This window comes from Butyrivibrio sp. FCS006 (assembly GCF_000424525.1).
GTDB lineage: Bacteria > Bacillota > Clostridia > Lachnospirales > Lachnospiraceae > Butyrivibrio.
The window spans coordinates 213,555-226,939 of sequence record NZ_KE384204.1 but is presented as its reverse complement, the minus strand read 5'-3'; the positions used below and the strand labels follow the sequence as shown (position 1 = coordinate 226,939).

Annotated in this window: 15 protein-coding genes; all 15 read right to left on the bottom strand. The window is 45.3% G+C overall.

Annotated elements, in window-relative coordinates; all coding sequences use genetic code 11:
• Positions 1 to 3 precede the first annotated feature (3 nt).
• Positions 4 to 456, bottom strand: coding sequence for a divergent PAP2 family protein (locus G633_RS0112325; protein WP_022768088.1), 453 nt, complete (start codon positions 454 to 456; stop codon positions 4 to 6).
• Positions 456 to 1,328 carry a dTDP-4-dehydrorhamnose reductase gene (gene rfbD, locus G633_RS0112320; RefSeq protein ID WP_022768087.1) on the bottom strand — a complete coding sequence of 291 codons (873 nt, stop codon included), beginning with the start codon at positions 1,326 to 1,328 and terminating at the stop codon, positions 456 to 458. Before rfbD ends, G633_RS0112325 begins: the two co-directional genes overlap by 1 nt.
• An 88-nt stretch (positions 1,329 to 1,416) precedes the next feature.
• Positions 1,417 to 2,595: a DUF3048 domain-containing protein gene (locus G633_RS18305; protein WP_022768086.1), complete on the bottom strand. Its 1,179-nt coding sequence runs from the start codon at positions 2,593 to 2,595 to the stop codon at positions 1,417 to 1,419.
• 55 nt (positions 2,596 to 2,650) lie between these two features.
• Positions 2,651 to 2,914, bottom strand: coding sequence for an HPr family phosphocarrier protein (locus tag G633_RS0112310; RefSeq protein WP_022768085.1), 264 nt, complete (start codon positions 2,912 to 2,914; stop codon positions 2,651 to 2,653).
• A gap of 18 nt (positions 2,915 to 2,932) precedes the next feature.
• Complete coding sequence (locus G633_RS0112305) at positions 2,933 to 4,207, bottom strand: CdaR family protein (protein ID WP_022768084.1); 1,275 nt, start codon at positions 4,205 to 4,207, stop codon at positions 2,933 to 2,935.
• Positions 4,204 to 5,070, bottom strand: coding sequence for a diadenylate cyclase CdaA (gene cdaA, locus G633_RS0112300; protein WP_022768083.1), 867 nt, complete (start codon positions 5,068 to 5,070; stop codon positions 4,204 to 4,206). The genes G633_RS0112305 and cdaA overlap by 4 nt, the downstream gene beginning before the upstream one ends.
• A gap of 19 nt (positions 5,071 to 5,089) precedes the next feature.
• Positions 5,090 to 6,028, bottom strand: a complete 939-nt coding sequence (locus G633_RS0112295) for a hypothetical protein (RefSeq protein WP_022768082.1) — start codon at positions 6,026 to 6,028, stop codon at positions 5,090 to 5,092.
• A 1-nt stretch (position 6,029) separates the two neighbouring features.
• On the bottom strand, positions 6,030 to 6,425 hold the full coding sequence (locus G633_RS0112290; RefSeq protein ID WP_022768081.1) for a hypothetical protein: 396 nt from the start codon (positions 6,423 to 6,425) through the stop codon (positions 6,030 to 6,032).
• A gap of 9 nt (positions 6,426 to 6,434) precedes the next feature.
• Positions 6,435 to 6,842, bottom strand: a complete 408-nt coding sequence (locus tag G633_RS0112285; protein WP_022768080.1) for a hypothetical protein — start codon at positions 6,840 to 6,842, stop codon at positions 6,435 to 6,437.
• An 18-nt stretch (positions 6,843 to 6,860) separates the two neighbouring features.
• Positions 6,861 to 7,604: a ComF family protein gene (locus G633_RS0112280; RefSeq protein WP_026520088.1), complete on the bottom strand. Its 744-nt coding sequence runs from the start codon at positions 7,602 to 7,604 to the stop codon at positions 6,861 to 6,863.
• Entirely contained in the window at positions 7,585 to 9,843 is a 2,259-nt protein-coding gene (recD2, locus tag G633_RS0112275) for an SF1B family DNA helicase RecD2 (RefSeq protein WP_026520087.1), read from the bottom strand. Before recD2 ends, G633_RS0112280 begins: the two co-directional genes overlap by 20 nt.
• 75 nt (positions 9,844 to 9,918) lie before the next feature.
• Positions 9,919 to 10,332 carry a hypothetical protein gene (locus G633_RS0112270; protein WP_022768077.1) on the bottom strand — a complete coding sequence of 138 codons (414 nt, stop codon included), beginning with the start codon at positions 10,330 to 10,332 and terminating at the stop codon, positions 9,919 to 9,921.
• A 19-nt stretch (positions 10,333 to 10,351) separates the two neighbouring features.
• Positions 10,352 to 11,185, bottom strand: a complete 834-nt coding sequence (locus tag G633_RS0112265) for a flagellar hook-basal body protein (RefSeq protein WP_026520086.1) — start codon at positions 11,183 to 11,185, stop codon at positions 10,352 to 10,354.
• A 140-nt stretch (positions 11,186 to 11,325) separates the two neighbouring features.
• Complete coding sequence (locus G633_RS0112260; RefSeq protein WP_022768075.1) at positions 11,326 to 12,270, bottom strand: flagellar hook-basal body protein; 945 nt, start codon at positions 12,268 to 12,270, stop codon at positions 11,326 to 11,328.
• Between the two features lie 66 nt (positions 12,271 to 12,336).
• Entirely contained in the window at positions 12,337 to 13,329 is a 993-nt protein-coding gene (locus G633_RS0112255; protein WP_022768074.1) for a rod shape-determining protein, read from the bottom strand.
• Positions 13,330 to 13,385 lie beyond the last annotated feature (56 nt).

Below are 13,385 nucleotides of genomic sequence, written 5' to 3'. Positions count from 1 at the left end.
TGATTAAAGATTGCAAACGACGATTCCTACAATTATGCCAAGAAGTGCGCCGAAGAAAACCTGCGTCGGTGAATGTCCAACGAATTCCTTGAGCTTTTCCTCCGGAGAGATATCACTGTTTTGTACAAACCAGTCCATCATGTTGTTGATGACCTTGGCCTGTTTGCCGGTCTCGCGTCTTACACCCATGGCATCATGCATGACGATGAGTGCAAGAATAGCTGTAACTGCAAATTCAAAGGTATCAGGTCCAAAGTAGAAAGCTGTAGATGTCACCATCGCCATTACTGTTGCCGAGTGTGAACTTGGCATTCCGCCATCTCCCAAAAGCCTTTCGGGATTAAAAGTCTTATTTACCGCAACATATATAATGGTCTTCAAAACCTGAGCTACCAGCCAGCCACAAAACGCAGCAATAAGTATTTTGTTGCTAAATAAACCGCTAATAAAACTCATCAAAGCATCTCCTTAAGGTAAACTTCGATTGCATCATGCCAGTCAGCAAACATAAAGTCAGATGTAAGCTTGAACATATAGTTCTCAAGAATACTGTATGCAGGTCTCGGAGCTGCCTGAGGGTTCTTCTCAGTGTATTCCTTGGTTGTTACGTGGTTAACTCTGGTTGACTTGCCGGCGATCCTGAAGATCTCCTCCGTAAAGTCTGCCCAGTTGGTGTCACCCTCACAGGTACCATGGAATACTCCGTAGTTCTCGGTTCCGAGAAGGAAGTGGATTGCCTTTGCCAGCTCTTTTGTACTGGTTGGTGTACCGAGCTGATCCTTAACAACGCTTACCTCGTCGTATTTCTCTGAAAGAGAGAGCATTGTCTTAACGAAATTCTTGCCGTCTCCGTAGAGCCATGCAGTTCTTATGATAAAGAAATCCTTGGCGAACTGCTTTACCATTTCTTCGCCGGCAAGCTTTGTCTTTCCATATACACTGACAGGTCCTGTCTTATCAAACTCGGTATAAGGTCTTGTGCCATTTCCCTCAAAGACGTAGTCGGTTGAAACATGAACAAGCTTAGCACCAACCTCAGTTGCTGCTATTGCAAGGTTTCTCGGGCCGATTGCATTTATCTTGTAAGAGAGGTCGATATCACTCTCCTGCTTATCAACAGCAGTGTAGGCTGCGCAGTTGATGATGGCGCTTGCTTTTGTCTTTCTTGCAAGGTCGACTACCGCATCGACATTAGTGATATCAAGCGGAATGATTCCTTCTCCCTGGAATACATCTGTATTGATAAGCTCATACTTATCCTTTGGAAGCTCTAAGTTGATTGCTCTTCCAAGCTGTCCGTTACATCCGGTTACAATGATTTTCTCCATTTTAATCACCTTTCAGTTTTATCTGACGAAACACTTAGCGGACGACATCTCTGCCGTCCGCCTATTATTTACATTACGTTTACAGATATCAATCTGCGTACTCTACTCCGTTAACCTTGAACTTGGAGAATGACTTACCCTTAAGCTGAACAACAAAGATCATTGTTCTACCTGTGTTGAAGGTAACCTCATTACCGTTGTCATCAAAGTATTTTGTAGGTGCGTAGTCATCTGTCTTTTCCCAGGTAACGTGGATCATCTTGCCCTTGGTGATAAAGTAACCATCGTTGGTTGTATCGTGCATCTGATAAGCAAGGTATCCGTTGTCATCACGAGTCTCGTGATATGTTCTCTGGATCACGATATTTGCAAATGAAAGCTGCTCACCTGTAAGAGCATCCTTCTGAGCTGAGCCGTAAAGAGTCTTAAGATATACGCCCTTCTCTTCATCATAAGTAAGGGTTGACTTTGTTACAGGGAAGCATCCTGACATATCGATCTCAGTTGCCTCTACAGCATCTGAGTAATCCTCAAGTGTGTTGGGATTTGTATATCCTGTAAACTTAAAGTGTGGCTCACCATTAAATGAATCTCTGTGCTCAAGTGAGAAACCGGCCTTGCTGATAGCACTTGATACGTGAGATCCGTCTGTGAAAGCTGTGTGCTCTGAAGTACTTCCCTCAGGTACTCTGAAGAATGCGCCGTAATCAGAACCCATAACACCACCGACACCGTTTAAGTTATCTACATCTGAACGTGTAAGAATTGTCTTAACATAGAGCTCAGGTCCGCCGTAGTGAACGATAACCGGATCATACTCAAGAGCAGCATATACGAAGTAATCACGGATACTACGGATATTACCGATACGCTCAAGATTCTGCCAGTCCTCAACGATACCCATCTGACGGCTCATGCTGCCTTCTTCCATGATCTCATAGAAAACTGCCACATTGCTAAGTCCGTACTGTGGCTGAGCTTCCTTGTTGATAGGGTACATAACTGCGATAGGTCTTGTATTATTAACAGCTTCATCAACCCACTGGTTTGTGAAGTAGCTTCTTACCATTCCTTCTGCAGGAGGAGCATCCTCATCGATAACCTCTTCCTCTTCAGATGTTGCCTCTGTTGCTGCAGGTGTTACATCCTGAACATCTTCAAGCTTCTCAATACTAAGTCCGACAACAGCTTCATCGCTGGCTTTTCCGCAACCAAAAAGCATTGTTACAGCAAGACCTGCAACTAATGCAGCTTTTAACTTTTTCATTTCCCAAAACTCCCTCTTTAAAATTTTAACTCATGTGATTTTAACACAAGATAGTTCACTCGCCAAGTCCTGTTTCAATGGCCTCAATAAGCGCCTGCATAGCCTCTTCTTCATCCGGGCCTTCGCATTTAAACTCCAGTTCATCGCCGCATTTGATGCATGCACCCAGGACGCTCAAAACACTCTTTGCATTGGCCGTGTTATCACCGTAATTAAAAGTAATATGCGATTTATAGTTCATCGCCACCTTGCAAAGATTGCCGGCAGGACGAAGATGTAATCCTGTAGGATTGGTAATGACAACTTTTTTCGTTACCATTAAGCATTTCCTCCTAAATTAATTCTGTTCAACTGTCACATAGACACTCACTGTTCCCTTTTCGCTGACGCCCTCGGGCAAAGCCCAATCCACATCTGCGCTGTAGGTTCCTGCTGTGAGTTCGGTAAGATCATTAGCTGCGAGTATTTCATCTACACTTACACTTCCCTGAAGAGAATTCTCTGAAATGGCATTAAGAGCAGCAGAAAGCCCCTGAAGAGTAAGTGATACGGTGTCATACTCACTGTCATCGACATAGACCTTAAAGCCCTCGGCTTCTCCGTTAACGCTTATCTTGGAAACATTCACGTCGTAAGTTCTGCTCTCGACAGGTGATACATGTATCACCACAGAAACAGATCCGTTAAAGTCTTTATCCGCCAGAGTTACTCCTGATGGAAGGAACTGGCTCAAATTATAGGTATAAGTCAGATTTGAATTAAGCCCATCAACATTTATGTTGGGATCATCAACAATGATCTCGTTTACGGATGAAAGAGTGCTGCTTCTGCCTGCTATCTGCACAGCATCAGGGGTACTCTCAATCTCTTTTGTAAAAATGTATCCGTTTGCCGGCACTCCTGTCACATTATAAGTGATCGGCACATACTTGGTCTCATAGATTACAACGTTGACTCTTACTGTCTTGATGTTCATGGAGACAAGTGAAGCATCTACAGGCTCTCCCTCGGAATCAAGCAGTACAATATCCGCATCGGTTCCTATGTTGGAGGTAAATCCTGTGACATCGACATCTACCGTGGCAGAAGCGACACGATTTACAACGGATTCAGGTCCGCTTATCCTCACCATGTTCTGCTCGGTGGAGACGTCTCCGATAACATATCCGTCAGCCAGTGAACCTGAGGTTGTTGCTCCGAGAGCAAGGGATTTTGATGCCTTTCTCTCTACGCTGAGCTTGACCATGTCGGAACTGGTGTCTATCTTCTCAATCTTGTCAAAGTACTTGTTGGTCTTAACATCGATATTAACGGTATTGAAGCTTGAAAGCTCCTGCAGATCCGCTGTTGCAATAATATTGTTAAGACTCAGGGAATCTATTATTGATCTGGGCGCATAGATTGTCACACTGCTGATGGTATCACTGCCATCAAGAATGGTGTAAACCTGGCCCTGATCGGTAATAAGATTGGTGTTTTTTAGTGTTACGGGAATATTGTTGTACCTCACCGAAGTGATGGGGTCGTTTATGTTGGTTACAAGGAACCACACAACCATCGCAAATATCAGTGAAGCAAGCTTAAGTCCCCAGTTGGCCGTCAGTCTCTTCATTTTCTCACCTTGGCCTTTCTGGCAAGGTACTTGATGGGTGCTTCTTCCTCATGCTTGTCCTGGATAACTCTCAGGCGCTCCCTTAGCCTGTCACTGTCAAGAGCTCTTTCAAGCTCTCCTTCATATGCAACGCTTATCTTACCTGTCTCCTCTGAAACTATGATAACAAAGCAGTCTGAAGCCTCAGACACACCGATTCCTGCACGGTGTCTTGTTCCCAGTTCCTTACCGATTCCCATGTTGTCGGAAAGCGGAAGATAACAGGTTGCCGAGGTGATCCTGTCACCACGGATTATTACTGCTCCGTCGTGGAGCGGTGTATTATGCTCGAAAATATTGATGAGGAGCTGACTGGTTACTATTCCGTCCACATCAATACCGGTTCTCTCATACTCAGTAAGCGGATGATTCTGCTCAATAACGATAAGCGCTCCGGTCCTGACCTTGGCCATCTCAACGCAGGCTCTTGTGATCTCATTGAGAGTCTTGTCCGAGAACCTTCCGGAACTCTTCATATCACCAAGGGACAAGACATTGGAAAAGAAATTCTTCCTTCCCAGTTCTTCCAGCGCCTTCCTGAGCTCGGGCTGGAGTATTACCACGATAGCTATGATGGCGATACTGAATACCCTCTCAACAATCCACAGGATCGTCGACATGTTTAAAAGCGCACAGAGCAAAATGAACACAAGAATAACTATGACCCCCTTTAAAAGAGACCATAGTCTAGTACTTCTTGCCCATACCAGAATGTGATATATCAGAAACGCAATGATAAAAACTTCCAATACATCAGAAAATCTGATGGTTGGCATGTGAAGGCTTGTTCTGTTGAAGTCAAAAATAAAATCTAACTGATCCATGACATTCCCCAAAAACTAATCAGTGCTGCTCTCTTGCGCGGTTAATCTTTTTTACCTTCCTTTCGGGGGTTGCGACAGTAACCTTGGGCACTGCCTTGACATAGTAATAATACTCGTCATCTTCAAACTGAACCTTCTCGGTTCTGCTGTAATCCATGTTAAACGCAAAGAACTCAACCACCAGCATCAAGAGTGCTGAGATGATAGTTCCCAAAATAACCCCGGCGATCGATATCTGTGTATCTGACATGATATCTCCGATGAGGGTAAAGATCATAAGTCCGATGGATCCTGCTGCGATGGCAATCTTCCAGCAGTGATCGATTGAAGATCTTCTGATGATGTAAACCAGTATCAGGACAATGGCAAATACAACTATCATCACCATCATCTCCTTGTTGCCGATGATTCCATTGACAATTGTAGAGAATCCGTTGGCTGCCTCCACTACTCCGTCACTGCCAAAGCTTGTGGCATTTGAAGAGAAGTAAGTGATCATGTATGAGATTACAAGTCCGAAGGAAACAGAAACTACTGACGCCGGTGTTCCCAAAAGTCCCATAGCAAGTGGCATAACATATGGGATATGCATGAAGAAAAAGATCGGTGTCAGAAGAACCGCCAATGTGTCCTTAGGCGAAAATCTGAAGTACAAAAGGAACATCAATATAAATATAACCAGTGCGATGAGCGCACACTCCATCGCAAGGGAATACAGATGTCCCAGGATAAACGCTGCTGAAACAAATACAATAAAATTAGCCGGAAGAATTGCGCACAAAAGTGAAGCCATCATGACAATGGCGATATTTGTAAGTGCGTCCATATATCCGAGCTTGCTGTTGATAACCAGGATAGACACAAGTGCCAGAAGGAATTTCCAGACGTATGTGATGTAAGTTTCATACTTGATGTAAAAGCGCTTTATATACTGTTTTAATTCCAATAGTGATGTCATGTCATTGTTCCTTTTCGTAAATTCTGGCTAATTTCTTAAGATCTGCATAATATGCCTTCATACTCTTACGCATCTTGCTGTAACGATAGGAATAAATGACATATGATACAAGGGAATACACGCCAACAAGCAGGAGGTAATACATCAAGTACCTCCTGCCGATGGCTAATAGATTTTCAGTATTGTATAAATTCGATAAAACGGTTTCAAAATTGCATAAAACATAGGTCGCGACAACTACTCCAAAGACAATTGTGGCGCTTATCAAAGATTTGAGAACATTGAATCCAATGTAGTCACTCTTAAAGTATGAATTGATTGCGTCGTTCTTCTTGCCCTCGCGATCTATGAAGGCAGCCATTTTGGTCATCAAAATGACTTTTTCTTCGTTTAACATCGCTGCTCCTTAAGTATCCAGGAAGCGCATTCCGGCCTTAGGCTCCTTCTTAACAGGCTGCTGAAGTGCAGGCTTTGGTTTTGCAAAGGTGCTGTTGAGTGTATTAGCCATGCTGGTCTTACACTTAGCACAAAATCTTCCTGTTGTTATAGGCTCTCCACAGCCCTCACAGAGAAGCTGGATTGGAGAATCCTTAGAGAACATAAGTCTCTCTTCACGAATCCACTGCTGGATCTGCTTGGTAGAAACCTGGTTTTCTTCAGAGATCATTTTCAAGCTTGCAGTAGGATTGTCTTCTATGTACTGTTTTACCTTTTGGAAATCTTCCTCGATGGCCTTCTTACAAGGGTCACATATCGGCTGACCTCCGATGTAATTAAACATCTTTCCGCATCTTGCACAATTCCGTAAGTTCATAAGCTGACCTCCATATATTTAAGTAGTTTGCCCGATAGCAAGGGTCAAACAGTAAATTTTTTGAACTCCCGCCATCCGAAACTCATGGGCGATCTCATCAATAGTACTTCCAGTTGTATAGATGTCATCGATAATAAGTACGCACTTAAATTTTACATCATTTTTGGCTATAATAAAAGCTTTTTTCAAATTATTACGGCGTCCGCGAGCGTCCAGTTCCTTCATTGGAGCTGTGTTTCTGACCCTTCTTACCAGACCCTTAAGGACGGGTATATGCAACTGTGCAGAAACTGCTTCGGCATATACTGCTGCCTGATTGTAGCCTCTCTTTCTCTCTTTTGCAGGATACATCGGTACCGGAACTATGGCTTCTATACCGAGGCCTTTAAGTTTCCTGCCCAGAATCCCAGCTGTAGCCCATCCGTAGAACTCGGCATATTCCTGCCTCCCCATGTACTTGAACCTGTATATGGATCCCGATATGGTCCTGTAGGCAAAGACAGAGTAGCCTCTGTCAAAGTTATGCTTCGTCCGTCTGCAGTCCTCACAGTACTCCTGTGTGTCATCCGAAAGAGGCTTCCCACATTTTGCACAGGTTGCGCCTTTTACATATTCAATTTTTCCAAGGCACTTTCTGTGAATAAGTCCTGCCCTTTTTATGTGCCCATCTCTGATCTCAAAGGCCGGAACTACCCCGTCGCATACCGGGCACCTTCTGGGGTATAAAAGATCCAGTGCCCGTTTAAAACTCTGATGTATCAAATATTTCTATGATCCTGTCTTTCAATCCTGTATATCTTTTGAGCTGCTCCTCGTTCTCCACCATGCTCATAAGAGTCTGGCTGCTGCCGAGGATGCATACCGTACTTCTGGCCCTTGTAACTGCCGTGTACAGAAGGTTTCTGTTGAGTAGTACTCTTGGCCCACCCAGTATCGGAAGCACAACCGCCGGGTATTCGCTTCCCTGAGACTTGTGAATGGTTATGGCATAGGCAAGCTCTATCTCATCGAGATCCGCAAACGGGTATCTGACCTGCCTTCCCTCATCAAATTCCACGATCACATCCTGTGAATAGTCGTTTATCTGCTTGATGACTCCCATGTCTCCGTTGAACACTCCGGTTCCGGAATCTATGGCGATGTTGAACTTGCCAACAACCTCCCAGGTAGCCTGATAGTTGTTTCTTATCTGCATGACCTTGTCACCCTCGCGGAAGGTGCAATCACCGTAGGTGTGCTCCTTCTTGTCAGGGGACGGAGGATTTAAATGCTCCTGAAGAATAAGGTTTAGCTGCTGCGCCCCAAGCGGTCCTTTCTTCATGGGGGTCAGCACCTGAATATCGTAAGGTCCTGCGTCCACATAGGATGGAAGCTTGTCTCTTATGAGCTGTACCATATGCTTGTAGATAACGCCTGCTTCGCTCCTCTCAAGGAAAAAGAAATCCTTGCTCTTGTTATCGAGAACCGGCTTCTCTCCGTCGTGGATCCTGTGAGCATTCATGACGATGTCGCTCTCCTCGGCCTGCCTGAATATCTTTTTCAGATAGGTGGTCGGGAATTTACCACTGTCTATAAGGTCCCTAAGAACCTGTCCCGGGCCTACGCTCGGAAGCTGTGAGCTGTCTCCGACCAGTATCAGGTGTACTCCCGGCACCAGTGCCTTGAGCAGTGCGTAAAAGAGATGAATATCCACCATAGACATCTCATCAATGATGATAGCATCCGTCTCTAAGGGGTTATCTCTGTTTCTCTCAAAGTGTACGCCGGAGGACTTCACTGACATGTCATCGGACATCTGTCCCGAAACCTCAAGCAGTCTGTGAATGGTCTTGGCTTCATACCCGGTTGCCTCGGTCATTCTCTTGGCAGCTCTTCCTGTAGGCGCTGCCAGCATGATGTCCAGCCCCATCCCGGCATAATAGCTAATGATGGTGTTGATGGTAGTGGTCTTACCTGTTCCCGGACCTCCCGTAATAATGACAACACCATTGGTAATGCTCTGCAGCACTGCATTTCTCTGAAGGTCGTCAAGCTCAATTCCCTTGCTCTCTTCAAGCTTCAATATTAGCTTTTTGTACTCCTCTTCCTGAGCAGGTGTTATGTTCTCCTGAAGATTAAGACCTTCAAGCATGGCTGCACAGCCCTGTTCCTCATAGTAGAAGCTTGCTGCGTAAACCTGATCATCGCCTTTGCAGATGAGCTTACGATCCATCATCAGATTGGATATGTGAGTCTCTATATTGTCCCTTCTGATCTCGTATCCGGGCCTTGTCTGAAGCACCTGTATGGTCCTTGCTATAAGCTCCTCCATAGGAAGATAGGTGTTTCCATCCGCAGCTGACTGAGAGAGAGCATAGAGGATTCCGCTCCTGATACGGTAGTCGGAATCAACAAGGATTCCTGCTTTCTCAGCGATCTCGTCGGCAGTCTTAAATCCGACACCGTTTATATCCTCAGAGAGCTGATAGGGATTCTCCTTGATAACGCTGTATATGCGATTCCCATAAGTGTTAAATATCTTGACCGAAAGGGCATTTCCAATGCCAAACTGCTGCAGAAAGATCATGGCATCGCGCATTTCTCTTTTGCTGGCCATCTGCATTCCGATGTCCTGGGCCTTATTAAGGCTTATGCCCTTGACCTCCGCAAGCCTCTCTGGCTCATCCTCAATGATCCTGAAAGTGTCATCTCCGAACATCTTGACAATACGGGCAGCAAGAGCTTCCCCCACGCCTCTGATGGCGCCGGAGCCCAGGTATCTCTGCATTGAAGCTGCATCATCGGGTATTGATATCTCGTAAGAAGAAGCCTTGAACTGACTTCCGTAGACCGGATGGTTGACGTATTCACCCTCTATCTCGATGGTATCGCCAACATCGACATCACGAAAAGAGCCGGTACAGATGATCTCGGTATCGGCTGTAACAAGATTTAAAACCCCATAGCCATTCTCGGCATTTTTATATAAAAAGTGTTCTATGTATCCCTTTACTTTTTCCATAGACTGAATTATAGCATAGAAAAAGTCGCCAAGACTTTAAGATTTTCTTAAGATTTGGCGACTTTTATAATTTTATTAAACCTGCTCCGGACCCTGTGTCTTTTCTGCTTCAGGAGCTGTAGGAATGTCATAATTTCTTTTCAGATTCTCGTAGAGCATCTGGGCAAAGCCATTACTCTGGGTATCTACCGAATCAGCACATATCTCCTGGAGAGTCTGATTCTTGAAGTAGTCAACCAACGTCGAGGTGGATTTGTCCTGATCGTCGGGCTTGAGAGCATCCACGGACTTCTGCATCTCTTTGTAGATCTGCTCCATAAAGTAGGCTTCAAATCCCTTACAGGCCTGCCAGAGTTCATCGTCGGTAGACTTAGCTGAAGTGTTCTCAAGCTTTTTCTGAAGAGCGATGGTGCTGGCGTTCTTGCTCTCCTGCATTGCATATTCACTTATTGCCGATGCGTTTATACCGCTGACATTAAAGCTCGCCATAACTACCCCTAACTACAGCTTATCTCTTAAGAGAGTTAGCTGTCTGCATCATCTCATCTGTTGTCTGGATCGCAGTTGAATTCATTTCATAGGCACGCTGTGCAACGATGAGGTTAACCATCTCTGTTGCTACGTTTACGTTTGATCCTTCAAGATATCCCTGAACCAGCTCGGATCTCTTAATGTTTCCGGCTGCCTGATTCTCATTGATAGCTGCTCCGCTGGCTGCCGTCTCCTGCCATGCCACGCTTCCTACTCTCTGAAGACCTTCTCTGTTAGGGAACTGCCAAAGACCTATCTGCTGTCCGCCAACTTCCTGAGGAACGCCCTGTGCATCGGGATAATAGATCTTGCCGTCTCCGCCGATGGTGATACGGCTGGCAACCATGTTTCCGTCTACCTGAATAGGCTGATCATTGATTCCAAGAACCTTGTTACCTTCTGCAGTGGTAAGAACAAGAGGTGATCCGTTTCCGCCGGAAAGAGCCCATGTGAAGTTACCGTTTCTTGTATATAATACTTCTCCGTCAGTTGCTCCCTGGTACTTGAAGAAGCCATCGCCACTAATGGCAATAGCTGCAGGATTTGCATTCTCCTGAAATGATCCCTGGGAAAAATACTGATTGATCGTAGAAGTACGAACACCAAGGCCTACCTGTGATGTGGTGGGCTTGGGTGCGCCGTTTGCTGTTGTAGTTATAGTCTGTAACTCTTGATATAAAAGAGATTTGAACTGAGCGCCCTGTGCCTTATAGCCCGTTGTGTTAACGTTGGCGAGATTGTTGGATATAGTATCCACATTCGTCTGCTGGGCGTTCATTCCTGTAGCTGCTGACCATAAACTTCTTACCATATTCAGTCACCTCCGATTCAGTAAGAGCTGTTACCATCCGTGGCTCTTTGCTGAACAATGCGTCATCCGTGACTTCAATATAGTTCTCTGTTTATTTATCGTCATACTGCGTGAGCTAAATTATTAAAAATTTATAAAATTTAACTCAGGGTTCCGATCTGGTTAACTGCCTTATCCAGAGTATCATCAATTGTGGTGATCATCCTCTGGTTAGTGTCGTAGTTTCTCTGAACTGCGATCATGTTAACCATCTCATCAACTACAGAAACATTGGACTGCTCCAAAAATCCCGCATAAACCTGGCCTGTAGCCTCTACCTGAGCAGCATCGTCCGTAGGAATAAATCCGTTCTCGCCGTAGTGCTCAAGTGTTGTATAGGTACTCATTCCATTTCTCTGAACAGTCTTTTCAAAGTCGAAGACACCTATGGTAGCAACAACCTGTCCGTCCTGAACCACCTCTCCATTGGTAGAAATCTGTACAGGAAGGTTGGGATCAAGTTCAATGTGTCCCTGATCCTGTGAAAGAACAAAGTCGCCGTCCTGAGTAACCAGAACGCCTTCACTGTTAAGAGTGAAGTTACCGTCTCTTGTATAGAGCACCATCTGCTCGTAGCCGTTATCTCTCATCTGATCAAGAGAGAGCTTGCCTGCCTTGTAGGCTGCCAGAGTCCTGTCGTTCTGATATCTTGAAAGTCTCCAGTTGTTGGTATTATTGGTACCGGTTGTATCCTCGTCCTCGTTTTCATCCTCAGCCTTCATGGCGTATTCGACTGCGAAAAATCCGCTTCCGCCGATGGCCATATCGAAGGTGTTATGAGTCTCCTTCATGGGGCCCTCGGTCCAGTCTACATAGCCCTCGCCGATCTTAACCCCGGGATTAATAATGCCCAGTCCACGAGCAGTGAACGGGGCATCAGTTATGTCTTTAATTTTGAGCGCAAGCTGATCCTTGAAAGACTGTGCAGTTGCGCCTTCCTTCTTGTAACCATTGGTATTGGCATTGGCAAGATTGTTGGTGAGCACATCCATCCTGTGCTGCTCATTGATCATCCCTGTGTAAGCAGTGTAAAGACCCTTTACCATACAAAGTACCTCATGCCATCCTGGCCATTACTACCGCTCGGTCCATGAGCAGTGCATATGTGATGATTAATCCTCGCGGTAACCGGATACAAATTCAATGTAACGGCCTGTTCCGATAGCAACGGCTGTCATTGGATCCTCAGCGGTCATTGTGTTGATACCTGTCTTTGAATAGATAAGGTCCTCAAGTCCGCGAAGAAGTGCTCCACCACCGGTAAGAACAATTCCTCTGTCAGCGATATCTGCTGCCAGCTCCGGAGGTGTATTCTCAAGGACGCTGTGGATAGCCTCAATGATCTGACTTGTAGGCTCTCTGAGCGCCTCTTCTGTCTCTTCTGATGATACTCTTACTGTCTTGGGAAGACCTGTTACAAGGTTTCTTCCTCTTACGTCCATTGTGTCATTCTCAGCTCTTGGATAAGCTGAACCGATCTTGATCTTGATATCCTCGGCTGTTCTGTCACCGATAAGAAGGTTGTGTTTCTTACGCATGTAACGAACAATTGCCTCGTCGAAGTCATCGCCTGCAACCTTAACGGATGTGCTGACAACGGTTCCTCCAAGAGAGATAACAGCGATATCTGATGTACCACCGCCTATATCAACGATCATGTTTCCACATGGCTTTGTAATGTCAATCCCAGCTCCGATAGCTGCTGCAATAGGCTCCTCGATGGTCTCAACATCTCTTGCTCCGCAGAGTCTTGTAGCATCTTCTACAGCCTTCTTCTCGACCTCTGTTGCTCCGGAAGGAACGCAAACAGCGATAAAGGGCTTTCTGTGGATCCTTCTGCCGATAGCCTTCTTGATGAAGTATCTCATCATCTGCTCGGTTATCTTGTAGTTGGAAATAACGCCCTGACGAAGAGGTCTTACAGCTACGATGTTACCCGGTGTACGACCAAGCATAAGTCTTGCATCCTCACCGATAGCCTTGATCTCTTCTGTATCTCTGTCATAAGCCACAACTGATGGCTCTTTTAAAACAACTCCCTTACCCTTGATATATACAAGTACAGAGGCTGTACCTAAATCGATTCCGATATCTGCATACTGCATAATTCTCAAATACCCCTTTCAACGCATTTATGAAAGCGCATAAACGCGGATAATAA